Annotated in this window: 27 protein-coding genes and 1 tRNA gene; 11 read left to right on the plus strand and 17 right to left on the minus strand. The window is 66.7% G+C overall.

What is annotated here, in order from left to right; all coding sequences use genetic code 11:
• Positions 1 to 96: 96 nt before the first annotated feature.
• Positions 97 to 1329: a polyhydroxyalkanoate depolymerase gene (locus U1701_RS15130; protein ID WP_332783405.1), complete on the plus strand. Its 1233-nt coding sequence runs from the start codon at positions 97 to 99 to the stop codon at positions 1327 to 1329.
• A 219-nt stretch (positions 1330 to 1548) separates the two neighbouring features.
• Here U1701_RS15130 and U1701_RS15135 read toward each other — a convergent pair whose 3' ends face one another.
• The 8 genes from U1701_RS15135 to U1701_RS15170 form a co-directional block, all read right to left on the minus strand.
• Positions 1549 to 2031 (minus strand): pyridoxamine 5'-phosphate oxidase family protein, encoded by a 483-nt coding sequence (locus tag U1701_RS15135; protein WP_332783406.1) that lies wholly within the window; start codon positions 2029 to 2031, stop codon positions 1549 to 1551.
• Between the two features lie 70 nt (positions 2032 to 2101).
• On the minus strand, positions 2102 to 3280 hold the full coding sequence (locus tag U1701_RS15140; protein WP_332783407.1) for an acetyl-CoA C-acyltransferase: 1179 nt from the start codon (positions 3278 to 3280) through the stop codon (positions 2102 to 2104).
• A 25-nt stretch (positions 3281 to 3305) separates the two neighbouring features.
• Positions 3306 to 3755, minus strand: coding sequence for a MaoC family dehydratase (locus U1701_RS15145; RefSeq protein WP_332783479.1), 450 nt, complete (start codon positions 3753 to 3755; stop codon positions 3306 to 3308).
• Positions 3756 to 3952: 197 nt separating this feature from the next.
• The gene (locus tag U1701_RS15150) at positions 3953 to 5263 is read right to left on the minus strand and encodes a sensor histidine kinase (protein ID WP_332783480.1); all 1311 of its coding nucleotides are present in this window, start codon (positions 5261 to 5263) and stop codon (positions 3953 to 3955) included.
• Positions 5264 to 5306: 43 nt separating this feature from the next.
• Complete coding sequence (locus U1701_RS15155; RefSeq protein WP_332783408.1) at positions 5307 to 6026, minus strand: response regulator; 720 nt, start codon at positions 6024 to 6026, stop codon at positions 5307 to 5309.
• A 67-nt stretch (positions 6027 to 6093) separates the two neighbouring features.
• The gene (locus U1701_RS15160; RefSeq protein ID WP_332783409.1) at positions 6094 to 6378 is read right to left on the minus strand and encodes a hypothetical protein; all 285 of its coding nucleotides are present in this window, start codon (positions 6376 to 6378) and stop codon (positions 6094 to 6096) included.
• Between the two features lie 153 nt (positions 6379 to 6531).
• Positions 6532 to 7221: a glutathione binding-like protein gene (locus U1701_RS15165; RefSeq protein ID WP_332783410.1), complete on the minus strand. Its 690-nt coding sequence runs from the start codon at positions 7219 to 7221 to the stop codon at positions 6532 to 6534.
• 382 nt (positions 7222 to 7603) lie between these two features.
• A complete protein-coding gene (locus U1701_RS15170) occupies positions 7604 to 8845 on the minus strand; it encodes a TetR/AcrR family transcriptional regulator (protein ID WP_332783481.1) in 1242 nt (413 codons plus the stop codon).
• Positions 8846 to 9000: 155 nt separating this feature from the next.
• On the opposite strand from U1701_RS15170, the gene U1701_RS15175 reads away from it, so the two are divergent.
• The 4 genes from U1701_RS15175 (at position 9001) to U1701_RS15190 (ending at position 13347) form a co-directional block, all read left to right on the plus strand.
• Complete coding sequence (locus U1701_RS15175; RefSeq protein ID WP_332783411.1) at positions 9001 to 10254, plus strand: acyl-CoA dehydrogenase family protein; 1254 nt, start codon at positions 9001 to 9003, stop codon at positions 10252 to 10254.
• 39 nt (positions 10255 to 10293) lie between these two features.
• Entirely contained in the window at positions 10294 to 11376 is a 1083-nt protein-coding gene (locus tag U1701_RS15180) for a Zn-dependent alcohol dehydrogenase (protein WP_332783412.1), read from the plus strand.
• Positions 11373 to 12416 carry a phosphotransferase family protein gene (locus tag U1701_RS15185; RefSeq protein ID WP_332783413.1) on the plus strand — a complete coding sequence of 348 codons (1044 nt, stop codon included), beginning with the start codon at positions 11373 to 11375 and terminating at the stop codon, positions 12414 to 12416. The genes U1701_RS15180 and U1701_RS15185 overlap by 4 nt, the downstream gene beginning before the upstream one ends.
• A gap of 118 nt (positions 12417 to 12534) precedes the next feature.
• Positions 12535 to 13347 carry an SDR family NAD(P)-dependent oxidoreductase gene (locus tag U1701_RS15190; protein ID WP_332783414.1) on the plus strand — a complete coding sequence of 271 codons (813 nt, stop codon included), beginning with the start codon at positions 12535 to 12537 and terminating at the stop codon, positions 13345 to 13347.
• Here U1701_RS15190 and U1701_RS15195 read toward each other — a convergent pair.
• The 5 genes from U1701_RS15195 to U1701_RS15215 all read right to left on the minus strand — a co-directional run bounded on the left by U1701_RS15195 (position 13344) and on the right by U1701_RS15215 (position 19434).
• Positions 13344 to 13748, minus strand: coding sequence for a BLUF domain-containing protein (locus tag U1701_RS15195; RefSeq protein ID WP_332783415.1), 405 nt, complete (start codon positions 13746 to 13748; stop codon positions 13344 to 13346). The two genes, U1701_RS15190 and U1701_RS15195, sit on opposite strands and share 4 nt — an antisense overlap.
• 74 nt (positions 13749 to 13822) lie before the next feature.
• Positions 13823 to 14698, minus strand: a complete 876-nt coding sequence (locus U1701_RS15200) for an acyl-CoA thioesterase (protein ID WP_332783416.1) — start codon at positions 14696 to 14698, stop codon at positions 13823 to 13825.
• Between the two features lie 144 nt (positions 14699 to 14842).
• Positions 14843 to 15970 carry an acyl-CoA dehydrogenase family protein gene (locus tag U1701_RS15205; RefSeq protein ID WP_332783417.1) on the minus strand — a complete coding sequence of 376 codons (1128 nt, stop codon included), beginning with the start codon at positions 15968 to 15970 and terminating at the stop codon, positions 14843 to 14845.
• 110 nt (positions 15971 to 16080) lie between these two features.
• Positions 16081 to 17265, minus strand: a complete 1185-nt coding sequence (locus tag U1701_RS15210; protein ID WP_332783418.1) for an acyl-CoA dehydrogenase family protein — start codon at positions 17263 to 17265, stop codon at positions 16081 to 16083.
• Positions 17266 to 17403: 138 nt separating this feature from the next.
• Positions 17404 to 19434, minus strand: a complete 2031-nt coding sequence (locus U1701_RS15215; RefSeq protein WP_332783419.1) for a 3-hydroxyacyl-CoA dehydrogenase NAD-binding domain-containing protein — start codon at positions 19432 to 19434, stop codon at positions 17404 to 17406.
• Positions 19435 to 19798: 364 nt separating this feature from the next.
• Here U1701_RS15215 and U1701_RS15220 point away from each other — a divergent pair, with 364 nt between their 5' ends.
• From U1701_RS15220 to U1701_RS15230, 3 genes are all read left to right on the plus strand, one after another.
• Positions 19799 to 20704: a helix-turn-helix domain-containing protein gene (locus U1701_RS15220; protein WP_332783420.1), complete on the plus strand. Its 906-nt coding sequence runs from the start codon at positions 19799 to 19801 to the stop codon at positions 20702 to 20704.
• 123 nt (positions 20705 to 20827) lie between these two features.
• Complete coding sequence (locus tag U1701_RS15225; protein ID WP_332783482.1) at positions 20828 to 21991, plus strand: AI-2E family transporter; 1164 nt, start codon at positions 20828 to 20830, stop codon at positions 21989 to 21991.
• A gap of 45 nt (positions 21992 to 22036) precedes the next feature.
• Positions 22037 to 22113 (plus strand) — tRNA-Asp (locus U1701_RS15230).
• 154 nt (positions 22114 to 22267) lie between these two features.
• Here the strand turns inward: U1701_RS15230 and U1701_RS15235 are convergent.
• The 4 genes from U1701_RS15235 to U1701_RS15250 form a co-directional block, all read right to left on the minus strand.
• Positions 22268 to 22474 carry a DUF2842 domain-containing protein gene (locus U1701_RS15235; RefSeq protein WP_332783421.1) on the minus strand — a complete coding sequence of 69 codons (207 nt, stop codon included), beginning with the start codon at positions 22472 to 22474 and terminating at the stop codon, positions 22268 to 22270.
• Positions 22471 to 23004, minus strand: coding sequence for a 5-formyltetrahydrofolate cyclo-ligase (locus U1701_RS15240; protein WP_332783422.1), 534 nt, complete (start codon positions 23002 to 23004; stop codon positions 22471 to 22473). The genes U1701_RS15235 and U1701_RS15240 overlap by 4 nt, the downstream gene beginning before the upstream one ends.
• Before the next feature lie 198 nt (positions 23005 to 23202).
• A complete protein-coding gene (locus U1701_RS15245) occupies positions 23203 to 23511 on the minus strand; it encodes a cell division protein ZapA (RefSeq protein ID WP_332783423.1) in 309 nt (102 codons plus the stop codon).
• Entirely contained in the window at positions 23511 to 23693 is a 183-nt protein-coding gene (locus U1701_RS15250) for a hypothetical protein (RefSeq protein ID WP_332783424.1), read from the minus strand. Before U1701_RS15250 ends, U1701_RS15245 begins: the two co-directional genes overlap by 1 nt.
• Before the next feature lie 181 nt (positions 23694 to 23874).
• Here U1701_RS15250 and gap point away from each other — a divergent pair, with 181 nt between their 5' ends.
• The 3 genes from gap (at position 23875) to U1701_RS15265 (ending at position 26685) form a co-directional block, all read left to right on the plus strand.
• Positions 23875 to 24882: a type I glyceraldehyde-3-phosphate dehydrogenase gene (gene gap, locus U1701_RS15255; protein ID WP_332783425.1), complete on the plus strand. Its 1008-nt coding sequence runs from the start codon at positions 23875 to 23877 to the stop codon at positions 24880 to 24882.
• Positions 24883 to 25036: 154 nt separating this feature from the next.
• Positions 25037 to 25498: an MOSC domain-containing protein gene (locus U1701_RS15260; protein WP_332783426.1), complete on the plus strand. Its 462-nt coding sequence runs from the start codon at positions 25037 to 25039 to the stop codon at positions 25496 to 25498.
• The gene (locus U1701_RS15265; RefSeq protein ID WP_332783427.1) at positions 25495 to 26685 is read left to right on the plus strand and encodes a phosphoglycerate kinase; all 1191 of its coding nucleotides are present in this window, start codon (positions 25495 to 25497) and stop codon (positions 26683 to 26685) included. Before U1701_RS15260 ends, U1701_RS15265 begins: the two co-directional genes overlap by 4 nt.
• The last annotated feature ends 2 nt before the right edge of the window (positions 26686 to 26687 follow it).

The raw sequence follows: 26687 nt of genomic DNA on the forward strand, positions 1-26687 counted from the left end.
CAACGGTCTGGATGTCGGTATCCCTATGTCCATCTGTTGCACTGCAGCGCGAATCCGTTACGCCGTGTGCGGCGATCTCGTGCTACAGGATACCGAATGCTCTACGATTCTTACGAACTGCAGCGATCCTTCCTGTCAAACGCTAGCGCGATGGCCAGTTTCGGCGCCGATCTTCTCAACAATCCAGCAAACCCGTTTGCCTATCTCGGCGGCGGCACGGTGGTGGCGTCCGCTTTGGAGGTGTTCGCGCATGCGAACGCATCGCGCGGCAAGCCTGCGTTCGGACTCGACCATGTCGTGATCGACGGACGCGAAGTCTCGGTGCGCGAGGAGATTGTGCTGCGCCGTCCGTTCGGGCAGCTGAAGCGGTTCGTGCGCGAGGGCGTGACCGGCGGGCCCAAGCTGCTGATCGTTGCGCCGATGTCGGGCCATTATGCGACTCTGCTACGCGGCACGGTGGAACGCATGCTGCCGAGCGCGGACGTCTACATCACCGACTGGCGCGACGCGCGCAGCGTGCCGCTCAGCGACGGCCGGTTCGATCTCGACGATTATATCGACTATCTGATCGCGTTCCTCGAGACGATCGGCGAGAATGTGGGCGAGGGTGGCACGCACATGCTCGCGGTCTGCCAGCCGTCGGTGCCCTGTTACGCCGCGGCGGCGCTGATGAGTGCCGACGCCAATCCCTGCCGGCCCAAGACGCTGACCCTGATGGGCGGCCCGGTCGACACGCGCGAGGCGCCGACCGCGGTCAACACGCTCGCGACCGAACGACCGCATTCCTGGTTCGAACAGAATGTCATCGCAACGGTGCCTGCGAATTACCCCGGTGCGGGCCGCAAGGTCTATCCCGGTTTCCTCCAGCTCGCCGGGTTCATGTCGATGAACCTCGGCAATCACATGATCTCGCACTGGGAAATGTACCGCCACCTGGTCGCGGGTGACGGCGAAAGCGCGGAGGCCAGCAAGGCGTTCTACGAGGAATATCGCTCGGTCTGCGACATGACCGCCGAATTCTACCTGCAGACGATCGACGTCGTCTTCCAGACCCATGCGCTGCCGAAAGGCGAGTTCTTCCATCGTGGCCGGCGCATCGATCCGGCCGCGATCACGGATATTGCGCTATTAGCGGTTGAGGGCGAACGCGACGATATTTCGGGTCTGGGTCAGACCCGCGCCGCGCTGACGCTGGCGACGAGCCTGCCCGACGACAAGAAGCGCTATCTGATGGCAGAGGGTGCCGGGCATTACGGCATCTTCAACGGCTCGAAGTGGCGCGACACGATCGCGCCGGTGGTCGAGGAGTGGATCGCCGCGCACGGCTAGTATCCCAGGCGTGACCCCCGAAATATCCACCCGTCACCTCAGCAAAGTATTTCACCCGCCGCTTAGCGATGTACGCCAACCGTCACCGCCGACGTACCCTATCCGTCACCCCAGCGAAGGCTGGGGTCTCTGTCGGTTCTGCGCAGTGGCTCGAACGAAGAGATGCCAGCCTACGCTGGCATGACGGATGGTACGCATGGATGACGGGTGAGAGGTGGGCTAGCCGACCGAGTTGACGGTCGCGTGGCTGCTCGATTCGCCGGACGTGATCGTCCCGCCGAGCAGCATCTTCACCCGGCCGGTCAGCGAAATGTCGGTTTCCCACAGCTCGGCGCTGTCGACGTCGAAGCGCAGCAGCGTCAGATTGGGATCCTCCTTGCCGCCCGGAAACCAGGCCTCGACCTGGTTGTTCCAGAGCTTGTCGATCTGCGCGCGGTCGTTGTCGGTCGACACGGTGCCCGCCATGCAGGCGAAGAAGTCATGCCCCTTGCCGACGAACTGCGCCATGGCGCCACCGCCGCCCGCGATGCGGTTGTCCTTGCCCGCGAAGAAGAACAGCGTGTTGGGCTGATCGTCGTCGAGCTGCGCGGTCATCGGCTCGCTATGCCCGCCGCTGTTCAGCCCGACCATCACGAATGGGCTGGCCTTGAGCTTGGCGAGGAAGGTGTCGGCAACCTGCTGGGGGGTATGCTGGTCGGCCATGATCGATCTCCTGTGCTTGCGTCGGCAGCAGAACGGGCGGGGCGGGCGTTGGTTGCGGGCGCCCGACCGATCAAAGCACCTCGAACAGCCCCGCCGCACCCATGCCGCCACCGACGCACATCGTCACCACGACATGCTTCGCGCCGCGGCGCTTGCCCTCGATCAGCGCGTGGCCGGTCGCGCGGGCGCCGGTCATGCCGTACGGATGGCCGATCGAGATCGCGCCACCGCTGACGTTGAGCAGCTCGTCCGGGATGCCGAGTTTGTCGCGGCAATACAGCACCTGCACCGCGAACGCCTCGTTCAGCTCCCACAGGCCGATATCGTCCATCTTCAGGCCGAAGCGCTTGAGCAGCTTGGGGATCGCGACGACCGGGCCGATGCCCATCTCGTCAGGTTCGGTGCCGCCCACCGCCATGCCGATATAGCGCCCGAGCGGCTGCAGGCCGCGCTGCGAGGCGATCTTCTCCTCCATCAGAACGCTCGCCGACGATCCGTCCGACAACTGGCTGGCATTGCCCGCGGTCACGGTCTTGTCGGGGCCCAGCACCGGCTTGAGCGACTGCAGTCCCTCCAGCGTCGTTTCCGGGCGATTGCCTTCGTCCTTGGCGATCGTGACGTCCTTGTACGAGACCTCTTTGGTCTCCTTGTCGACGATCGCCATCGTCGCGGTGACGGGCACGATCTCGGCGTCGTAATAGCCCGCGGCCTGCGCCGCGGCGGTGCGCTGCTGCGACTGAAGCGCATAGGCGTCCATCGCGTCGCGGCTGATGCCGTACCGCGCGGCGACGACCTCGGCGGTCTGCAGCATCGGCATATAGACGTCGTGGTGCATCTTGATCAGCTCGGGGTCGGGGGCGACGCGCATCTGCGGCGTCTGGACCAGGCTGATGCCCTCGACACCGCCGCCGATGGTGATGTCCATCTGGTCGATGACGATCTCCTTGGCGGCGGTCGCGATCGCCATCAGGCCCGAGGCGCACTGGCGGTCGAGCGACATGCCAGCAACGGTCACGGGCAGCCCGGCGCGCAGCAGCGATGTGCGCGCGATGTTGGTCGATTGATGCCCCTGCTGCAGCGCGCAGCCCATGACGACGTCGTCGACCTGGCCGCCTTCGATCCCGGCACGCTCGACCGCGGCGCGGATCGCATGCGCAGCGAGCGTGGGCGAGGGCGTATTGTTGAACGCACCGCGATAGGCGCGGCCGATCGCGGTGCGGGCAGTGGAGACGATGACGGCGGAGCGCATGAAAGAATCCTTTCGGAGGGGATGTTCAGGAGGGTGACGTGTCGGTGACGATGAGGCTGATCCACTCGGCAACCAGCGCGGGCTTGTCGGATCCTGCGATATCGACCGTGAACTCCACGGTTTGCAGCCACTGCCCAGGGTTCTTCTCGCGAAACTGCAACAGCTTGAACCGCCCGCGAACCTTGGATCCGGATCGCACAGGGGTCAGGAATCGCACCGAATTGCCGCCATAATTGACGCCCATGCGGACGCCCTCGATCATTGGCGCATCCGGCACCTTCGCCGCGAGCAACGGCATCAGCGACAGCGTGAGGAAGCCATGCGCGATCGTGCCGCCGAACGGCGTCTGGGCGGCGCGCTCGGGGTCGATATGGATGAACTGATGATCGCCAGTCGCCTCGGCGAAGGCATCGATCATCGCCTGCGTCACCTCGACCCAGTCGGACACGGTTTCGGTCCCGATGCGGGTGGCCATTTCGTCTGTGCTGATCGTCGCCACGGCAATCCTCTCGGCATGCCGGGAGCGGATCATGCGCCTGCACCTCTAGTCCTGCACGGGGTGTCACCGCAAGGGGCGCCTGACCCCGGCAACGAAAACGACCGTGCTGTAAGGCCATTTTGCGGGTTTTCAGCGAACTCGATCTTCAAACCCGCGATCTTCGCGGCGCGAAGCTAGCGCGGCAGCTCGATCACCGCATCCAACCCGCCGCCGACGCGGTTCACGAGCCGGATATTGCCCCCGGCCTCGCGAACGATCGCGCGCGCGAGCGCCAGGCCCAGGCCGATCCCGCCGGTTTCGCGGTTGCGCGAGCTCTCCAGCCGGGTGAAAGCGTCGAACACGTCGGTCATCCGGTCCTCGGGAATGCCGGGGCCCTGATCGGCCACCACGATCGCCACCGTCTTCGCGCTCGCTTCCACGCGAACCTCGGCGGAGACCCCGTATTTCACCGCATTCTCGATCAGGTTGCGCACCGCGCGGCGGATCAGCGATGGCCGCAGCCGCATCGGCAGGCGGTCGGCTTCGACGAACGCCACCGCGTGGCCGATGTCGCGGAAATCCTCGACCACCGCATCGACCAGCGCCGCCAGGTCGACGTCGGTCAACGGTTCGCTCGGTCTCCCGAGCCGCGCCAGCGACAGGATATCGTCGAGCGTGCGGTTCATCTCCGCGATCGTGTCGGCCATCTTCGCGCGGTCGCTCTCATCCTCGACCGATTCGATCCGCACGCGCAGCGCGGCCAGCGGGGTACGCAGGTCGTGACCGATCGCGCCAAGCATCCGGTCCTTTTCGTCGAGCATCCCCCCGACGCGCAGCCGCAGCGCGTTGAATGCGACGATCAGCCCGGCGACATCGTCGGGCCCGCGCGGCGACAGCGGGACATGCGGCTCGCCGGGGCCGAAACTCTCTGCCGCCGCGCGCAGATCGCGCAACGGTCGCGACAGCCGTCGCACGATCCACAGCACCGGCAGCAACACGATGATGTAAAGAATCGCGGTCTGCGCCAGCAGCGTCCACAATAGTCGCGATCCCGGGCGCGGCCACGGCGACGTGATCGTCAGCCAGCTGCCGTCCGACTGTTCCACCGCGATCAGCAGCACGTCCGTGTCACGGCCACCACGCCGCCGCGCCGCGGATCCCGATCGGTCGTTCTGTTCTGACCTGGTCGTCGATGCCGCGCGGAAGCCGGTGTCAATCCGCCCTGCGGTCAGGTCGAGTTCGGCCAATTGCCGGCGAATCTCGCTGGCGACCTCGGGGTGGCGCTCCAGCGCCGGCGGGATCGGATTGGCGGCGACGCGTCGCACCCGACCGCGATCGGGGGTCAGCGGGCGATGGTCCCGCACCTCGCGTTCCAGGGCGTCGGCGATCCGCGTCGCCGCGGGCCGCGTCGCCTGCGCCAGTCGGAATTCGGCGCGATCCCGCATTGCCAACCCCAGGTTGATCGCCTGCGCGACGAACAGCGCGATCGCGATCAGCAGCGCCATCTGCCCGGCCAGGCTGCGCGGCCAGGGGCGCGTCACGGTCGGCTCACAGGCGCGTCACCTCGGCCGCCAGCGTGTAGCCGCCGCCCCAGACGGTCTTGATCAGTTCGGGGTTCTTGGCATCCGCCTCGATCTTGCGCCGCAGACGGCTGACCTGGTTGTCGATCGCCCGGTCGAAAGCCGCCGCCTCGCGGCCCTGCGTCAGGTCGAGCAACTGGTCGCGCGTCAGCACTTGGCGCGGCCGCGTGACGAGCGCGAGCAGCAGGTTATACTCGCCCGTCGACAACGGCACCGACACGCCCTCGCGGTCGATCAATGCGCGCTCGCCCGATTTCAATACCCAACCCGCAAAGCCATAGCTGCTGCTCTCGGGTGCGTGCTGGCGCGCGCCGCCCGCGGTCGCGCGCCGCAACACGACCTTCACGCGCGTCGCCAGTTCACGCGGCGAAAACGGCTTCACGACATAGTCGTCGGCGCCCATCTCCAACCCGACGATCCGGTCGGTCTCTTCGGCGCGTGCGGTCAGCAGGATGACAGGGACGTCGCTGTTCGCCGCGATATGGCGGCACAGCGACAGCCCGTCCTCGCCCGGCATCATGATGTCGAGGATGACCAGATCGATCGCATAGGCGGTCAGCCGCGTCCGCGCGCTTTCCGCGTCACCGCACTGGGTGACGCGAAAGCCCTGCTTGGTCAGATACGCTGCGAGCGGCTCACGGATCGAACGCTCGTCGTCGACGAGCAGCAGATGTGGCATGTCCCCCATGGGCTCGGCCTCTAGCACGACCGTGCGCCGCGGGAAGCGCCGGACGGTAATTCGCCCGACAGCCCGGTCACTTGGTGGGAACGGCCGGGGCGAGGGGCTGGCCGGCGCGCAGTCCGCGGCGGCTCGCGATCGCCGTCAGCTCGGCCTGGTCGATCTTGCCGTCATGATTGGCATCGATCCGATCGAACCGTACACCGGCCTCTGCCAGCGCTTCGGCCCGCGTGACGATACCGTCGCCGTTGGCGTCCGCCCGCATCATCGCAGCACCCGGGCCACGCATCGGCATGTCCTGCGCGGCGGCTGCGGTGAACGCGCTGGCACCGAGCGCGAGCGACAGAATGGCCTTCCTCATGATCTGGTCCTCGACTCGGACGCGGGGCCGATCCCCGATCCGACGATGTCGATATCGGACCGGGTTGTCGTGATGGTGTGTCGGCATTGGCCAAGAGTGTCGCAAAATGTGGCATCACAAGTCGTGACGATCACATAGCGACAACGGACCGGCTCAGCGCGCCGTCTGCCCGAACAGGATCTTGCGCTGCGCCTCGTCGACCGGCGTGCGGGCGTCGTTGATCGGCTTGGCCTTGGCATAGGCCGCGATCGTCGCCGGGCGCTCGGCGACGGTTTCGAACCAGCGCTTCAAATTCGGGAAGTCGGCCAGTCTCTGCCCCTGCGCCTCGTGCGGCACGATCCACGGATAAGCCGCCATGTCCGCGATCGAATAGTCGCCGGCGATGAACGCGCGGTCGGCCAGGCGCCGATCGAGCACGCCGTACAGCCGGTTGGTTTCCTTCACGTACCGGTCGATCGCGTAGGGAATCTTCTCGGGCGCGTAGAGGTTGAAATGATGGTTCTGCCCGAGCATCGGCCCCAGGCCGCCCATCTGCCACATCAGCCACTGGTTGATCTCGGTGCGGCCGCGCAGGTCGTCGCCGCCGAATCGTCCGGTCTTTTCCGCAAGATACAGCAGGATCGCGCCCGATTCGAACACCGATATCGGCGCGTCGCCCACCGCCGGCGCGTGATCGACGATCGCCGGCATCCGGTTGTTGGGCGCAATCTTCAGGAAGTCTGGCGCGAACTGCTCGCCCTTGCCGATGTCGACCGCGTGGATTGCGTAGGCGAGCCCGGTTTCCTCCAGCATCATCGTGATCTTGTGCCCGTTGGGCGTGGGCCAATAATGCAGGTCGATCACGATGCGTCTCCTTGAACGGTTCCGCGCAAATGGGGTCGAGGCCGGACGCGTACAACAGGCTTTGCATTCGTGCGCGATCCGTGGCAATGCGCTGCCCGTACCCGATATTCAGTTTCGCTTCGGACGCGCCACCAGGCCCCGAAGCGCCCGCAGGTTGGAGAGGGGATAAGGCGGAAGGACGGCAACGTACCTTCCGCCGTCCTTCTGTTCCGAACCGTATCGCGAATTTTCCAAGTCGACGCTTCGCTCACATCCGTCACCCCAGCGTAGGCTGGGGTCTCTCGCGGCTGGTGCGGTACGTTCGCCTCGCGAGATCCCAGCCTTCGCCAGGATGACGGTAACGCGGCTGGTGTGACTGGTTGGTCGCAGCCGATGCAGGCGGCTAAGCCGCCATCCGGTCGTCGAATAGCCCATAGAACAACGTCGAGGCATACATCGCGGTCGCGCGGTCGCGGGGCATCGTGCCGGCCCATTTGCGCATGTCGAACGCCGCATTCTGCAACGCCATCAGCATCTGCGCGGCGATCAGCGAATCGACCGGCCGGATCGATCCTTCCGCGGTGCCGTCCATGATCGTCCCGGCATAACGCCGTGCGATCCGGTTCGACCGCTCGACCATCGCGTTGCGCTCGCCGACCGGCAGGCCACTCAGCGCCGTCGTCCGCAACAACGGGCTGCGTTCGGCGAACTGCACGTCGAGCAAGGTCGCGACCGCGCTCGACAACCGCTGCCAGTGCGTGCCGCCGCCGGCATCGCTCAGCGCCTGCGCGTCGGCGATCGTGTCGAAGCTGCGCCGGTAACAGGCAACGACCAGGTCATCCTTGGCGTCGAGGTGATGATAGAAGCTGCCCTTGGTCACGTTCAGTTCGGACGCGATCTTCTGCACGCTGGCACCGCGATAGCCGAGCGCGTTGATCAGCCGGGTCGCCGCAAGCAAGAAGGCAGCACGCCCGGGCTCGGCCTCGGCGTGGTCGAGGTTCAGCAACGTGGGGGACCAGTCTACCCCGGGCCCCGCGAGGCCGTGCGCGAACACATCCATCAACCGCGCCTCGACCCGCGCATATTGATCGGGTTCGTAGCGCGTCAGCCATATCGGCAGCCAGAAGGTGTTTTCGAGCAGCACGTGCGCGCGTGCGCTGTTGAGGTCGGTCTGCGCGCGCGTCGTCGTCGCACCCCACAGCATCCGCGTCCGCCGAAACACCTCGCGCCAGCCCGACATCAATCGCCCGCGCAGCGGCTCCTCGGTCGCGCGCAGGTCGGACAGGACCGCAAACGCCGTCTCTTCGCCGCGCTCGATCCGCGCCAGCCGTTCGATGTTGAGCCCGACATAGCGGCGCACGCGCGCGATCGGCGTCGCTTCGGCCATTGCGGTGTCGAGCATCGCCATCAGCGTGTCGAGCGTGTGTTCGAACGCCGCGGCGGCAAGGTCTTCCTTGCGCTTGAAATAATAGGTGACGCTGGTGGTGTTGAGCCCTACCCGGCGGGCGACGTCGGCAAAGGTCATGCCCTTGGCGCTCTGTTCGTTGATCGCCTCGGCCGCGGCCGCCAGGATCGCGTCGCGCTTCGCCCGGAACCGCTTGGTGCCGTGTTCGCCGTCTTCCTTTGCCGTGCCCGAACCTTGCATCACGCCACAGTACCAGCTTGGTTTTGAAGATACAGTGTTTTTCTGCATTCGCCGGGTCAGGACGAAGGAGCGGCGGTTCGTCGGGCTTTGCCGGCTTTACCGAAAACACGGTATGGTCTACCCGCCATTTTGACGATGGCCGGACGGAGGACCCGATGGATTTCACCCTGAGCGAGCGCGAAACCTATTTTCGGGATCGCGTGAAGGCGTTCATCGACGCCGAGATCCGTCCGCGCCAAGCCGAATACGATGCCCAGGCCCACCATGGCGAGCGCTGGAAGGTGCTGCCGGTGATCGAGGACGCGAAGGAAAAGGCCAAGGCAGCCGACCTCTGGAATTTCTTCATGCCGCCGCATTCGGGGCAGACCCATGTCGACGATTCGTTCGCGTTCGAGGGGACGCAGCTGACCAATCTCGAATATGCGTTATGCGCCGAGGAGATGGGCAAGGTCGGCTGGGCGAGCGAATGCTTCAACTGTTCGGCGCCCGACACCGGCAACATGGAGGTGTTCCACCGCTACGGAACGCGGGATCAAAAGGAGGCGTGGCTCGGCCCGCTCATGCGCGGGGAAATCCGCTCGGCGTTCCTGATGACCGAACCCGCGGTGGCGTCGTCGGACGCCACGAACATCGAAACGTCGATGGTCCGGGACGGCGACGACTATGTCATCAACGGCACCAAATGGTGGTCGAGCGGCGTCGGCGATCCGCGCTGCAAGATCGCGATCGTGATGGGCAAGACCAGCTTCGAGGGATCGCGCCACCAGCAGCAGAGCATGATCCTGGTGCCGATGGACACGCCCGGCGTGACGATCAAGCGCATGCTGAGCGTCTATGGCTACGACCATGCGCCGCACGGGCACGGCGAGGTCGTGCTCGACAATGTCCGTGTGCCGGTCGAGAACGTGCTGCTCGGCGAGGGGCGCGGGTTCGAAATCGCGCAAGGCCGCCTCGGGCCGGGCCGCATCCACCACTGCATGCGCACGATCGGGGTGGCGGAGACCGCGATCGAGGCGATGGCGAAGCGCCTGCTCAGCCGCGTCGCGTTCGGCCAGCGGATCGCCGACTTTTCGGTCTGGGAAGAACGCATCGCCACCGCGCGGATCGATATCGAGATGACGCGGCTGCTTTGCCTGAAAGCCGCCGACATGATGGACCGCGCGGGCAACAAGGCCGCGCAGCAGGAAATCTCGATGATCAAGGTCGCCGCGCCGAACATGGCGCTGCGCATCCTCGACGACGCGATCCAGGCGCATGGCGGCGGCGGCGTCTCCGACGATTTCACGCTTGCGCACGACTGGGCGGCGATGCGCACGCTGCGCTTCGCCGACGGCCCCGACGAGGTCCACAACCGCGCGATCGCGCGCGCGGAGTTCGGCAAATATGGTGACGCCGGCGCGCGGCGCTGATCTGCCTTTCCCGTTCTGACAGCCGGAGCCTGAACGCCGATGAAAGCCGCCGTCCTCTTCGAAGCCAAGACCCCGCTCAGCATCGAAGACGTCACCGTCTCCAACCCGGGGCCGCGCGAAGTGCTGATCCGCACCGTCGCGGTCGGCGTGTGCCGGTCCGATCTGCACTTCGTCGACGGTGCCTATCCGCACGCGCTGCCCACCATCCCCGGCCACGAAGCCTGTGGCGTGGTCGAGGCGATCGGTAGCGAGGTCGGCACGGTCAAGGTCGGCGACCATGTCGTCACCTGCCTGTCGGCGTTTTGCGGCCACTGCGAATATTGCGTCACCGGTCGCATGGCGCTGTGCGTCGATCCCAGCGTCAAACGTCCGCGCGGCGCGCCGCCGCGACTGATGCTCGGCGATCGTCCGATCGCGCAGATGCTCAACCTGTCCGCCTATGCGGAGATGATGTTGATCCATGAACATGCCTGCGTCGCGATCGACCGCGACATGCCGATGGATCGCGCGGCCTTGCTCGGTTGCGCGGTCACGACGGGGGCGGGCGCGGTGTTCAACGTCGCCGACGTGACGCCAGGCGAGACGGTGTGCGTGGTCGGCTGCGGCGGGATCGGGCTGGCCGCGGTCAACGCCGCGAAGATCGCCGGCGCCGGCAAGATCATCGCACTCGATCCAGTACCCGAAAAGCGCGCGATGGCCGAAAGCCTCGGTGCCACCCATAGCATCGACGCGCGCGACGACACCGCCGCCGAGCAGGTCGTCGCGATCACCAGGGGCGGCGTGCATCACGCGATCGAAGCGGTCGGGCGATCGGAATCCGCGGCCACCGCGGTCAAGGTTCTGCGCCGCGGCGGCACCGCGACGATCCTTGGGATGATGCCGCTCGGCGAAAAGGTCGGCCTGTCCGCGATGGACCTGCTGTCGGGCAAGCGGTTGCAAGGCGGGTTCATGGGTGCCAACCGCTTCCCCGTCGACATCCCGCGACTGGTCGATTTCTACCTGCGCGGGCTGCTCGATCTCGACACGATCATCGCCGACCGAATGCCGCTGGAGCGGATCAACGACGCGTTCGACGAATTGCGGCGCGGCGACACCACGCGCAGCGTGATCACCTTTTCATGAGCGGTACGATTCCCGCCGAGGGCAAGGACCGTCTCGACGAGGCCAACCTCACCCGCTGGATGTCGGAGAACATCCCCGGCTTCACCGGTCCGCTCACCTACGCCAAGTTCGCGGGCGGCCAGTCGAACCCGACCTACCGCATCGACAGCCCGTCGGGCGCCTATGTCCTACGGCGCAAGCCCTTCGGCCCGCTGCTGCCATCGGCCCACGCCGTCGACCGCGAATATCGGCTGATCGCGGGGCTTCACCCGACCGGCTTCCCGGTCGCCAGGCCGTACGGGCTGTGCACCGACGACGGCGTGATCGGATCGATGTTCTACGTCATGGGCCTCGCCGACGGCCGCAATTTGTGGGACGGCACACTGCCCGGCGTCGCGCCCGTCGAGCGCACCGGCTTGTACAACGCGATGTGCGACACGCTCGCCGCGCTGCACGGCGTCGATTACGACACCGCCGGGCTCGGCGATTATGGCAAGCCCGGCAATTATTTCGAACGCCAGGTCGCGCGCTGGACCAAGCAATATCGCGCCAGCGAGACCGAGACGATGCCCGCGGTCGAGCGGCTGATCGAATGGTTGCCGCGCACCATCCCGGCGCAGACGCGGACCTCGATCGTGCATGGCGACTACCGCATCGACAACATGATCTTCGCGTCCGCCGAGCCGAGGGTGATCGCGGTGCTCGACTGGGAATTGTCCACGCTCGGTGATCCGCTCGCGGACTTTTCCTATTTCCTGATGAGCTGGGTCACCCCGCCCGAAGGCCGTTCGGGACTGCTCGGCGTGGCGGGCGGCGACAGCGGCATTCCGACGATCGAGGCGATGACCGAGCGCTATTGCGCGGCGACCGGACGCGACGGGGTACCCGACCTCAACTGGTATTTCAGTTACAACCTCTTCCGCCTGACGGGCATCGTCCAGGGCATCAAGAAGCGCATCGTCGAAGGCACCGCGTCGAGCGCGCAGGCAGCCGCATCCGCGGCGCAGGTCTACCGCCTGGCCGACGCCAGCTGGCACTTCGCGGAGAAGGCGGGAGCGTGATGCCCGTTCGTCATCCCAGCGAAGGCTGGGATCTCCCGGTTCGAGCCGCGGCGCCCGCCCCACAGAGACCCCAGCCTTCGCTGGGGTGACGAATAAGGACGAGTAGAAAGGACCCGCCATGCGCTTCACCGACCGTTCGATCATCGTTACCGGCGCGGGCTCCGGCATCGGCCGCGCCGCCGCGATCCTGTTTGCGGCCGAGGGCGGCAGCGTCGTCGTCGCCGACCTGACCGACGGTGCCGACCAGACCGCGCGCATGATAACCGAATCCGGCGGCACCGCGGTTGCGATCCGGATGGACGCCGGGTCGGAGGACGATGTGATCCGCACCGTCGCGCTCGCCTGCGACCGGTTCGGCGGACTCGACATCCTGTTCGCCAACGCCGGGATCTCGGGCGGGATGGCGAACATCTTCGACACCGACGTCGCGCTGATCACCGAGGTGCTGCGCGTCAACCTGGTCGGGCCGTATCTGGCGATCAAGCACGCCGCGCCGCGGATCGCCGAGCGCGCGGCTGCAACCGGCCACGGCGGCGCGATCGTGCTCACTGCCAGCGTCGCAGGCCTCCGCTCCGGCGCCGGCAGCCCCGCCTACTCGGCCTCCAAGGCCGGCGTCATCAACCTGGCTACCGTCGCCGCGCAACAGCTGTCGGGATCGAACGTCCGCGTCAACGCGCTCTGCCCCGGGCTCACCGAAACCGGCATGACCAAGCCGACCTTCGATTATGCCCGCAGCGCCGACAAGATGGACCGGCTCGGCCGCCTCAATCCGCTGCACCGCGGCGCCCAACCCGAGGAGCTGGCGCGGGTCGCCCTGTTCCTGGCCTCCGACGACGCCAGCTACGTCAACGGACAGGCGCTGGCGGTCGATGGTGGCCTATCGTCCAGCCATCCGGTCACCCGGCAAGACTATGGCAAGACCGCGGTCTAGCTGGCCGCGTGCAGATCGGCGAAGCCGGTGAAATTGGCGCGCAGATTGGGGTCGTCGATCGTCGCGGTCAGCGACCGGACGATGTCGGGCAGCGCGGTGCCGCTGGGATCCGGCCCGGCGCGATAGCCCATCGCCCAGCCGTCGAACATGCGACGGTCGGTCGCCCGTTGCGACAGCATCACCACCGCGAAGTGGCGCGGGTCCGCGCAGATCCGCCGATAGGTCTGCTCGACCGCATCGGCCGGGCCCTCCAGCGCCTGCAGGAACCGCCGACCGCCGACGACCAGTAGCCCAGTGATGTCGCCCCGCGCGTTGTTGCGCCGCGAGATCCGCAGAATCTCTTCGATGTCCACGGGGGGCAACGGCTTGCGCGCGGTACTGATGTAGAGAAGGCGTTGCATGATCGCTCCGGCTGGTCGACCGTCACTGTCGCCGAAATCCACGAAAAAGCCGTTAATGAACGGCTTAACGCGAATCAGTCACGCATCCGGATCAGCCCCTCCTGTGCGACGCTCGCCACCAGCCGGCCGTCGCGCGCGAAGATTTTGCCGCGGTTGAAGCCGCGCGCATGCCCCGCCCAGGGGCTATCGCAGCTGTAGAGCAGCCAGTCGTCGGCGCGGAAATCCTCGTGCAGCCACAGCGCATGGTCGAGGCTGGCGGTCTGGAACCCCGGGGTGATCCAGTTGACCGCGTGCGGCAGCGTCGCAGTGCCGAGCAGCTGCATGTCGGACGCATAGGCCAGGATCGCGCGGTGCATCGCCGGATCGTCGCCGATCGGCGCGATGATGCGGAACCAGCTCTGCTGCCGCGGCGGCTGCGCCACCGGCGACAGCCAGTCGCGCTGCACGATCGGGCGGATCTCGATCGGCCGCTGGCGCGCGAACATCGCGCGGAACCGTTCGGGAATCTGCTCGGCCGACGCGGCGCGAAGTTCATGCTCGGATTTAAGCCCCTCAGGCGCCGGCACCTCGGGCATCGTGTCCTGATGGCTGAGCCCGCCCTCGGGCGCCTGCAGCGAACACGCCATGTTGAGGATCGGCTTGCCCTTCTGCATCGCGATCACGCGCCGCGTGGCAAAGCTGCGCCCGTCGAAATCGCGCACCACGCGGTACAGGATCGGCAGCGTCTCGTCGCCCGCGCGCATGAAATAGGCGTGGAGCGAGTGCGCGACCTTGGGCGCGTCGGTGGATCGCTGCGCCGCCTGCAACGCCTGCGCGATCACCTGCCCGCCGAACACGCGGCCGACACCGCCGGGCTGGCGCTTGCCGCGATAGAGATCGGTGTCGAGCTCTTCGATCTCGAGCAGGTCGACAAGGCTGGTCGCAAGCGCGGCGGGGGAGGCGTCGGTCATGATGTTCCTTCATTCCTCCCCGGTACGGGGAGGGGGACCGCCCGCGTCTTCACGCGGGTGGTGGAGGGGGCTTTCCTCCCGCGTAGCGCGTGCGGCGCTCCCCCTCCACCACTTCGTGGTCCCCCTCCCCGTGCCGGGGAGGATTTAGTACCCCGCGCTCCGCGCGAGCTTGTCCGCATGGAAATTGGCGTCGCCGAACATCTCCGCCAGCACCCGCGCGCGCTTCATGAAGAAGCCGACGTCGTATGCGTCGGTCATGCCGATGCCGCCGTGCATCTGCACGCTTTCCTGCACCGCCAACGTGGTCGCGAGCGACGTCATCGCCTTGGCGACCGACACCGCCTCGTCCGCCTGCGCGCTACCCGTATCGAGCAGCTGCTGCGCCTTCAACACCGCGGCACGCGCGACCTCCATCTCGGCATAGAGGTGCGCGGCGCGGTGCTGCAGCGCCTGGAAGCTGCCGATCGTCGTGCCGAACTGCTTGCGCTGCTTCAGATAGCCGATCGTCATGTCCATCGCCCCGCCGCCGACGCCGAGCAACTCGGCCGACGCCCCCGATCGCGCCGCGCGCAGCAGCCGGTCGAGCCCGACCCGCCCGCCATCGACCTCGCCAATCACCGCGTCGCCGTCGACCTGCACGCCGTCGAAGTCGATCCGCGCGGCAAGGCTCGCATCCGCCAGCCGTTCAGCGTCGACGGAAAGCCCGGCGGTATCCTTCGGCACCGCGAACAGCGTGACGCCGTCCGCCTCGTCGGCGGACCCCGCGGTACGGGCGGCGACGATGATCAGATCGGCGACATGGCCATGCGCGACGAACCGCTTCTGACCGCTCAACCGAAAGCCGTTGCCCGATCGTTCGGCGGTCATCGCGATCGCGGTGCCATGCTTGGCGCGCTCGTCGATCGCCAGCGCCGCAACGGTGTCACCCGCGAGGATGCCGGGGAACCAGCGCGCGGCATGCGGTGTGCCCTTGAGCGCCTCGACCGCCGCGACCGCGGTCGACAGGAAGGGGGAGGGGGCAAGGTTGCGGCCGATCTCTTCGAGCACGATCCCCGCCTCGACATGACCCATGCCCAGGCCGCCTTGATCCTCGCCGATCAGGATTCCGGTGAAACCCATCTCGGCGAACTGCTTCCACAGATCGCGCGAAAAGCCGGTGGGGTCGTCGGCGTCGCGTAGCGCGCGCATATGGCTGACCGGTGCGGCTGCGCCGATGAAGTCGCGGATCGTGTCCTGCAGCGCGGTCTGGTCGTCGTCGAGGAAGAGGGGCATTTCAACACTCCGTCACCCCAGCGAAGGCTGGGGTCTTGTGCGGCACGGGCACGCTTCGACTAGCGGGGACCCCAGCCTTCGCTGGGGTGACGATAGGGCGGTGGCGGCGTTCAGCTCGGCAAATCCAGGATCCGCTTGGCGACGATGTTGAGCTGGATCTCGCTGGTCCCACCCTCGATCGAATTCGCCTTGGTGCGCAGCCACGACCGCGCCGCAGCCCCACCGCGCGAACGGTCGCTGTCCCATGCGAGCGCGTTGGAGCCGCCCGCGCTCATCATCAGTTCGTGGCGGGTCTTGTTCAGCTCGGTGCCGTAATATTTCATCATGCTGGGCTGTGCGGGGTGCGCCTTGCCGGCCTTCAGTTCGTCGATGAAGCGTTCGGACATCGCCCCGAACGCGCGCGCGCGCACCTCGAACAGCGCGATGCTCGCGCGTAGCAGCGGATCGGCGAGACGCCCGTCATGACCGAGTCCGACGGTCGCGATCGCCCCCTCGATCAGCGGGTTGCCGCCGCCGCTCGACGCCAGCCCCATGCCCGAGATCATCTCGCGTTCGTGCCCGAGCAGATATTTGGCGACGTCCCAGCCCTTGTTCTCCTCGTGCACGAGGTTGGCCTTGGGCACCTTCACGTCGTCGAAGAAGGTTTCGCAGAACGGCGAATTGCCGCTGATCAGCAGGATCGGCTTGGTCGACACGCCGGGGCTCGCCATGTCGAACAGCACGAAGCTGATACCGCCCTGCTTGCTGCTCTTGTCGGTGCGGACGAGGCAGAAGATCCAGTCGGCCTGGTCGGCATAGGACGTCCACACCTTCTGACCGTTGACGAGATAATGGTCGCCCTTGTCCTCAGCCGAGGTCGCGAGGCTGGCGAGGTCGGAGCCGGCATTGGGCTCGCTATAGCCCTGACACCAGCGGATCTCGCCGCGCGCGATCTTAGTGAGATGCTCGACCTTCTGCGCTTCGGTGCCATATTTCAGCAGCGCCGGCCCGAGCATCGAGATGCCGAACGAATTGAGCGGATTCCGCGCCGTGATCGCCGCCATTTCCTCGCGAAGAACCTTGGTCTCTGCGGCGTTTAGCCCGCCGCCGCCATAGGCCTTGGGCCAGTCGGGGACGGTCCAGCCGCGCGCGGCCATGCGGTCGAGCCACAGCTTCTGCGCCGGGCACGACGGGACGTAGTTGCGGCCGCCCCAGCAGATGTCCTTCTCCGAGCGCAGCGGTTCGCGCATTTCGGGCGGGCAGTTTTCTGCGAGCCAGGCGCGGGTTTCGGTGCGGAAGGTGTCGAGGTCGGTCATGGTGCTCTCCGTCAAACGCGGCCCGCTATTTCGTCACCCCAGCGAAGGCTGGGGTCTCTCGGTTCTGGCCGTGGCATCTGCCCCACAGAGACCCCAGCCTGCGCTGGGGTGACGGGGGGCGTTTTCGCGCATTGCGCATCACGTGAACCGGCCGCCGTCCGCCGCCTTGTCCTTCAGGGACGCCGCGACCGTGAAGCCGTGCTTCTCAAGCCCGGCGACGACCTTGGCCAATCCTTCGGTATCGGCCCAGAACATCGGCCCGCCGCGATACACCGGCCAGCCATAGCCATAGATCCACACCACATCGACGTCCGACGCGCGCTGCGCCATGCCTTCTTCGAGGATCAGCGCGCCTTCATTGACCATCGTGTACAGCGTCTTCTCGATGATCTCCTGATCGCTGATCTCGCGCGTCACGGTGCCGGATTTCGCGCGGAAGTCGTCGATGATCTCGGCCACTCGGGGCGAGGGCGTCGGGTTCCGCTTCTCGTTGTAATCGTAGAAGCCCTTCTGTGTCTTCTGGCCCCAGCGCCCTTCGGCGGCGAGCGCGTCGCGGATGCTCTCAATGCGGGTCGGGTCGCGGTGCCAGCCGATGTCGACGCCGGCGAGGTCGCTCATCTGGAACGGGCCCATCGGCATGCCGAAAGCGACATGGACACGGTCGATCTGTTCGGGCGTCGCGCCTTCCATCAGCAATTTCATCGCCTCGACCTGCCGCGGCATCAGCATGCGGTTGCCGATGAACCCGTCGCAGACCCCGGCGACGACCGCGACCTTCCGGATTGTCTTCGCCAGCGCCATGACCGTCGCCAGCACGTCGTCGGCGGTCTTTTCGCCGCGTACGACTTCGAGCAGCTTCATCACGTTGGCGGGCGAGAAGAAGTGCATACCGAGCACGTCCTGCGGCCGCCCGGTCGCCGCGGCGATCGTGTCGATGTTCAGATAAGAGGTGTTGGAGGCCAGGATCGCGCCCGGCTTGCAGATCGCGTCGAGCTTGCCGAAGATCTCCTGCTTCACGCTCATCTGTTCGTACACGGCCTCGATCACCAGGTCGCAGTCGGCGAGCGCGGCGAAATCAAGCGTGGGGGTCAGCACGCCCATCGCCGCGGTGACCTGCTCGGGCTTGAGCCGGCCCTTGGCGGCGGAGGCTTCGTAATTCTTGCGGATCACGCCGGTGCCGCGATCGAGTGCGTCCTGCGCCATCTCGACGATCGTCACGGGAATACCCGCGGACAGGAAATTCATCGCGATTCCGCCGCCCATCGTCCCCGCGCCGATCACGCCGACGCGGGCGATCGGGCGCAGCGCGATGTCCTTGGCAATGCCGTCGATCTTCGACGCTTGACGCTCGGCGAAGAAGATGTGGCGCTGTGCGGCCGACTGTACGCCCATCATCAGCCGCATGAATTCGGTCCGCTCGAACGCGACGCCGTCGGCGAAGCTCGATCCGTCGGCGGCTTTCTCGACGCACGCGATATTGGCGGCGGGCGCGTCGAACCCGCGGAAGCGGCGGGCGTTGTCCTTCTTGAATGTGGCGACCGCATCGGGATCGGCAGCAGCGGTCTTCTCCGACGCCCGGGGCAGGGGGCGCTTGGCGGCGATCTCCCGGGCGAAGGCGATCGCATCGGCTTCCAGGCTGTCCTCCCCGACGATCCGGTCGATCAACCCCGCGTCGAGCGCGCGCTTCGCCGAGATCGGATCACCCTTCGCAGTCATCTCCAGCGCCAGCTGCACGCCGGCGATCCGCGGGATCCGCTGCGTGCCCCCCGCGCCCGGCAGCAGACCTAGCTTCACTTCCGGCGTACCGATCTTCGCGCTGGGCACCGCGACGCGGTAATGGCACCCGAGCGTCACCTCGCAGCCGCCGCCCAGCGCGGTGCCGTGGATCGCGGCGACGATCGGTTTGGGCGATGCCTCGATGCTGTCGACCAGCGTCGGCAGCGCGGGCTCCTGCATCGGCTTGCCGAATTCGGTGATGTCCGCGCCGGCGAAGAAGGTGCGGCCATCGCAGCGGATGACCATCGCTGTGACGCCGTCGTCGGCAATGCCGTCGCGCACCGCGGAGTCTAGACCCTGCCTTACCGCCGCGCCGAGCGCGTTGACGGGCGGATTGTCCGAGATGATCACGAGGACGTCGCCATGGCGTTCGGTTCGAATGGGGGCGGTCATGGCAGGCTCCTGGCTGATATCCGCGTCATCGCCGGAGTCCGGAAACGACGCTGGTCGGGCGATGCGTCCATACCCTGATTTCTAACAACCCTGCAATATCGCAGTTGTGTCTCGACCGCCCCCAAGCCCGCTCGCGGCAAGTATTGCATAGGCCAAACTCGATATTCAGATCGCCTCTATGCCCTGTGGAGTTCGCGCCGGCCATGAAAGATGCCGCCAGGCCCTGCCGCGCATCCTCATCGCTAACGGTTTCTTAAAGCCCCGTTTCGAGTGTAAGGCCTGTTCCGGGTCGGTGGCGGGGGCCACGACAATGCGGGCGGGGTAGTAACTGTAGATGAGTCACTGTGTCGGACGGAGCGCAGCCGTGCTGCCCGCTCCGGTTGAAATGCCCGCCGGGATGGCGATTCGGTACGATATGCCGTGTTCGTCGCTGGCGTCCGCGATCACGGGTTACACCGCCTACAGCAACGAAAGCCGGGACCCGCAGGTCGACTGGTTCCTGCCGGCGCCGGTGATGTTGTGCGTCGCGCTCGACGCGGGTCCGATCCATCCGCGCATCGGCAACCGGCCTTTCCCGCCGATGCCGCAGGCGAGCGTGATCGGCCCGACCAGTCGCGCGCTGAGCGTCACGACGCATGGCGGGACGATGGTAGGCATCGGCATCAGCGCGGCAGGCTGGGCGGCGCTGACGGGGCGTAGCGCGGTGGATTTCCACAACCGGATCGTCCCGGCCGACACGGTGCTCGATCCCGCGATCGTCGAGGCGCTGGTCGCCACGCTGAGCGCCGCGCCCAGCAGCGCGGAATTCCGCCCGTTGCTCGATGCGTTTCTGCCGCCGCTGTTCGTCCGCGAGGATCCCAACGACGCGCTTGTCCGTGCGCTGATGCGGCTCGTCGTGCGCCCGGGGATGATCGAGGTCGGCGAGTTGGCGGAGGAACTCGGGATCACCGCGTCGACGCTGCGTCGCCTGGCGCACCGCTATTTCGGGATGCCGTCTAAGCTGTTGCTGCGTCGCGCGCGGTTCCTGCGGTCGTTTCTGCAACTGTTCGTGTCGGGCAATCCGACCGATGTCAGCGCGATCGACCCGAGTTATCACGACATGCCCCATTTCCTCCGCGATTCGAACACCTTCCTCGGCACCACCCCGCGCCGGTTCATGCAGCTCGCCAACCCGTTCCTCGAAGCGAGCGTCCGCACGCGCGCTGCGGTCCTGGGCGCGCCGACCCAGGCGTTGCACATCGCGCCGCTCGATGTCGATCAGCTTCGCTGACGACTTGAATGCTGACGGCCTTTGCTGAAAGGATAAGGCCGAAGGATCAGCGATATGGTGGACGACGACAGCAGCCTGGCCGACCAGGAGCCGGGCGATACCGGTACGGACGAGGCCGCCGAAATGCCGATCGGCGTCCGCGCCGACGAGGCACGCCGGATCGCGCAGCGACGCGACCGGTTGCTGGCGGCGTTGACGCTGACTGCCGGCATCGGGCTGGTGATCGCGCTGCCGTTCGCGCTCAAGGCGGGCGCTGAGTTCTTCCTGCCACTGACCACCGCCCTCGTGATCGCGGTGGCGCTGGTGCCGGTGCTCGAATGGCTCGAGCGCCGGGGGCTGCCGTCGCCGGTCGCGGCGCTACTGTGCATCCTGGTGTTTCTGATCGCCGCGAACATCGCGATCGCGGCGATCGTCGTGCCCGCCACCGACTTCTTCCGCCTGCTGCCAACGCGGCTCGACCGGATCCAGGACAATCTGGCGCCGCTGCTCGACCTGTACTCCAGCCTCGAAAAATATGTGAACCGCACGCTGCGACAGGTCGCGTCGACGCCGATCCGCCAGCCGGCGACCGCAGGCGTCGCCGCGCCGGGATCGATCCTCGAGGTCGCCGCGACCTCGGCGCCCGCGGTGATCGTCCAGTTCCTGTTCGGGACGCTGATCGTGTTCTTCTTCCTGTCCGGGTGGACGCGGATGCGGCGGCAGACGATCACCGGCCGCACCAGCTTCGACGGCGCGATGGCGACGGCTCGGGTGATCCAGGACGTCGTCGACGACGTCTCGGCCTATCTGGGCACGATCACGGTCATCAACGTCATTCTGGGCATCATCACCGGTACTGCGCTGTGGGCGATAGGCATGCCCTATCCGGCGATGTGGGGCGGGATCGTCGCGCTGCTCAACTACATCCCCTATTTCGGGCCGGTGATCGGCGCGTTCCTGCTCGCGCTGGGTGGGCTGATGACGTTTTCGGATATCTGGATGGCGATGCTCCCCCCGGCGCTGATGTACGGCCTGCACCTGGTCGAAGCGAACGCGATCACGCCGTTCGTGGTCGGACACCGCCTGACGATCAGTCCGTTGCTGATCCTGATTTCCCTGAGCTTCTGGGGATGGGTATGGGGCACGCTGGGCGCGCTGCTGGCGGTGCCGCTGCTGATCATCCTCCAGACCGTGCTGGGCGCTGCGGGCAAGCCGGACATCGCCGGATTCCTGTTCGAGCACGGAACGCTCGTCCAGCAACGCGCAAGAAATCGCGGGAAAAGCGAACAACGCGAAACGGGGGGTTGACGGTTCGGGGCGCCCGACGTAGTTGCCCGCCACCACGCTTCATAAGCGGGTGTAGCTCAGTTGGTTAGAGCGCCGGCCTGTCACGCCGGAGGTCGCGGGTTCGAGTCCCGTCACTCGCGCCACCCTTCAAAAGGGTTGGCGTTTGTGGTCTCCAGATCGTTGAAAACAATAGGTAACGCCTCTATTCCGTTCGTCCTGAGCGTAGTCGAAGCACATGCCCCGAACGACGGCCCTTCGACTTCGCTCAGCGCGAACGGATGGGAAGGATGGTGGGCGCTACCGCCAGCTACCCACCTCCATCCAGCGCAGCACGGGCTTCAGCGGCGCGATCCAGATGATCCCGGTAAACAGATAGAACGCCAGCTGCACCGTCCAGTGCCAGCCGCCGACCACGCCCGACAGGCTGGTGATCGCGACACACCACAGCAAGATCAACAGAAGGATGCCAAGCATCCCGACGGGTTTGCGCCAGCTTGGCGTCATGGCACGATCCAGTCCTGTTCGGTGGCGATGGCGTGGAGCGGGACGTCCCACGCGTCGGGGGTAAGAGTCGAGACTTCCTGCACGGACAGCGCCACGCCGACGCGCCAAGCGCTCGGGTGCACCGCGAAGGCCCGGTCGTAATAGCCGGCGCCCTGGCCGATGCGGTTGCCCCTCCTGTCGAAGCCAACCAGCGGGGTCAGGATGATGTCCGGCTCGAGCTCCGCAGCGTCCTGTGCGGGCTGGCTGAGCCCGTAGGGGCCTGCCGCAAGCGCTGCTTCGGTATCCCAGCTGAGAAACCGCATCAGTTGCGTCCGGTCGACGACGTGCGGCAGCGCGATGACGCAGCCGGCATCGACCGCGGCGCGGGCGAGCGGAGAGGGGTCGGCTTCGCTGCCGATCGGAACGTAGGAGGCAACCGTCAGGCCGGCGGAGAGGCGGGCGAGGAACGCCGGCGGCACGACGATCGTCTGCATGCCGAATCCATCGCGCGCGGTGCGAAGCGCCGTACGCAGGGCGCGCTTGTCGGTCATGCGAGCGTCCGCCCGGTCAGGATGGTGGATGTGGCGGGCCCACCATGGCCGTGTGCCGGGTTATCCACTGACGCACGGTACGTCAGGTGGGGACCATATGCTTCGGACCAGGGTCCTAACAGGGACAGACCCCTATGGATGATGAATAGCCTCAGGGATAATAAAGGCTCGTACCGGGCAGAACCCGCCACCACCAATCTAGGCGCTTGGCGGGCTATGCTCAAGGGCTTCGGCCAGGCTTTCGAGACGATCGGCGATCCGGGCGAGCGCGGTTTCGCTGACGGCTGCCCCCTCAGGCGGGCGCTGTTCGATCTCGTCGAGGTCGTCGGCGAGCATCAGCGCCACGAACAGCATCGCGCGTTCGGCGCTGAGGCCGCCTGCGGCGCGCTGCGCTGTTGCCCAGCGCGCGTCGATCATCGTGCCGAGGTGCCGGACGCGCGGCTCGTCGCCATCGGCGCAGGCGATCGGGTGGTTGCGGCCACCGATATTGAGCATGATCTCGGCCATCAGCCGGCGTTCCCGCGGGCGATGACGTCGTCGAGCGCCGCGACGGCTTCGGCCATGCGCGCCTTCAGCGCCGCATGACGGCGGGCGAGCGCGTCGCCGCTTTTCGCACGCGCGTCGATCGCCGCCTCGATACGGGCGATCGCCCCATCGATGCGATCGACTGCGGAAGGAGTGTCTGCCATGCTCCCCGGATAGCACGCAACGATCCCGCGGCAAGGCGGTTTCGGCGCGGTTTTGGGGCGCGTCCCACGGCTCATGCGGTTGACAGGGCAGCCTGCCGCCCCGCAAAGGCTGCGCGCCTGCCCGGCGGAGTCTGCCCCAGACTCTTTGGGGCCGTGGCGCTGGAAATTTCAGGAGACACAGATGACGGTCAAGGTAGCGATCAACGGCTTCGGACGCATCGGCCGTCTCGTCGCGCGCGCATTGCTCGAAACCCCGGGTGAGCTCGAACTCGTCGCGATCAACGATCTCGCCGACGCCAAGTCGAACGCCTGGCTGTTCAGTCGTGACAGCGTCCATGGCCGCTATCCGGGTGAGGTGTCGGCCGAGGGCAACGACCTGGTCGTCGACGGCAAGCGCATCCGCGTCACCGCCGAGCGCGACCCGGCGAACCTGCCGCACAAGGAACTGGGCGTCGACATCGTGCTCGAATGCACCGGCTTCTTCACCGACAAGGCGTCGTGCCAGAAGCATATTGATGCGGGCGCCAAGAAGGTGCTGATCTCGGCGCCGGGCAAGAATGTCGACCTGACCGTCGTCTACGGCGTCAACCACGACCAGCTGACCGCCGACCACACCATCGTCTCGAACGCGTCGTGCACGACCAACTGCCTGGCGCCCGTCGCCAAGGTGCTGAACGACGCGATCGGTATCGAGCGCGGGCTGATGACCACGGTCCATGCCTATACCAACGACCAGAAGATCCTCGACCAAATCCACCCGGACCTGCGTCGCGCCCGCGCTGCGGCAATGAACATGATCCCGACCACGACCGGCGCCGCGCGCGCCGTCGCCGAGGTGCTGCCAGAGCTCAAGGGCAAGCTGGACGGCTCGGCAATCCGCGTGCCGGTGCCCGACGTGTCGTTGATCGACCTGACCTTCACCCCCAAGCGCGACACCACGCGCGACGAGGTGAACGCGGTGCTGAAGGCGGCGGCGGAGAGCGGTCCGCTCAAGGGCATCCTCGTCTACACCGACGAGCCGCTGGTCTCGATCGACCTGATGCATTCGCCGCAGTCGTCCACCGTCGACAGCCTCGAGACCGCGGTCATCGACGGCAAGCTGGTGCGCGTGCTCAGCTGGTACGACAATGAATGGGGCTTCTCGAACCGCATGGTCGATACCGCGACGGCGATGGCGAAGTTCATCTAAGACGCGTGGGACTGCCTTCACTCCACCGTCATTCCCGCGAAGGCGGGAATCCATACTGGCCAGCCTGGCGATTCAATTGCCAGCGTCAGAGTTTATGGATCCCCGCCTTCGCGGGGATGACGGATGGGGGAATGACGGACGGGGGCGTGACGGCATGACCGGCACCCTCACCGGCATCGCCCGGCACGGCCGCGCCAAGGGACCGATGGAGACGATCGACCACGTCGAGGTCACCATCGCCGGCGGCCTGCACGGCGACTATCGCGGCGCAGTTAAGCCGGGTGGCAAGGGTCGGCGGCAGGTAACGCTGATCGAACGGATCGACTGGGATACGGCGATGACCGAGGTTGGCCACAACCTGCCATGGTACGAACGCCGCGCCAATTTGCTGGTCGAGGGACTCGACCTGCCGCAAGTCGCCGGTGTGCGGCTTCGGATCGGGCGCGACGTCCTCCTCGAAGTGACCCGCGAGACGGATCCGTGCCATCGCATGGAGGCGCTCGCGTCCGGATTATGTGCAGCGCTCACCCCCGATTGGCGGGGCGGGGCCTGTTCGCGCGTTTTGGCCGGTGGCATCATCGCCATCGGTGATCAAATCAGGATCGAGACATCATGACCAAACCCTTCAAGACGCTCGACGACATGGGTGAGATCACCGGCAAGCGCGTGCTGGTCCGGGAGGATCTGAACGTGCCGATGGCCGATGGCGCGGTGACCGACGACACCCGGCTGCGCGCCACCGTCGCGACGGTCGGCGAGTTGGCCGACAAGGGTGCGATCGTCCTGATCCTCGCGCATTTCGGCCGCCCCAAGGGTGTCCCGAGCCCCGACTTCTCGCTGTCCCAGGTGGTGAAGCCCTATAGCGAAGTGCTCGGCCGTCCGGTGCGCTATGTCGATTGGGAGGGCGCGGCCGACGCGGTCGCGATGCTGCAGCCAGGCGACATCGCGGTGCTGGAGAATACGCGCTTCTTCGGCGGCGAAGAGACCAACGATCGGGCGGTCGTCGACCGCTTCGCGGCGCTCGGCGATCTCTACGTCAACGACGCCTTCTCCGCCGCGCATCGCGCGCACGCGTCGACCGAAGGGCTCGCCCATGTCCTCCCCGCCTTTGCCGGCCGCGCGATGGAAGCCGAGCTCGACGCGCTGCAAAAGGCGCTGGAGGCGCCCGAACATCCGGTCGCGGCGGTGGTCGGCGGCGCCAAGGTGTCGTCCAAGCTCGACGTGCTGCGGCATCTGGTCGGCAAGGTCGATCACCTGATCATCGGCGGCGGTATGGCCAACACCTTCCTCGCGGCGCGCGGCGTCGCGGTCGGCAAGAGCCTCTGCGAGCATGAACTGGCCAGCGTGTGCGAGCAGATCCTCGAAGCCGCCGACAAGGCGAACTGCACCGTCCACCTGCCCTACGACGTGGTCGTCGCCAAGGAATTCAAGCCGAACCCCGCAACGCGGACCGTCAACGTCCACGAGGTCGCCGCGGACGAGATGATCCTCGACGTCGGGCCCGCCGCCGTGGAATCGCTCGGCGACGTGCTTAAGAACTGCCGCACGCTCGTGTGGAACGGCCCGCTCGGCGCGTTCGAGACGCCGCCGTTCGATACCGCGACGGTTGCGCTGGCCAAGACCGCCGCGGCGCTGACGCAGGACGGCAGCCTGGTCTCGGTCGCCGGGGGCGGCGACACCGTCGCCGCGCTGAACCACGCCGGCGTGGCGGATGCGTTCACCTTCGTCTCGACAGCTGGTGGCGCGTTCTTGGAATGGATGGAAGGCAGGGATTTGCCTGGGGTCGCGGCCTTGCGTCACTGAGC

This window comes from Sphingomonas rhamnosi (assembly GCF_036663615.1).
Lineage (GTDB): Bacteria > Pseudomonadota > Alphaproteobacteria > Sphingomonadales > Sphingomonadaceae > Sphingomonas.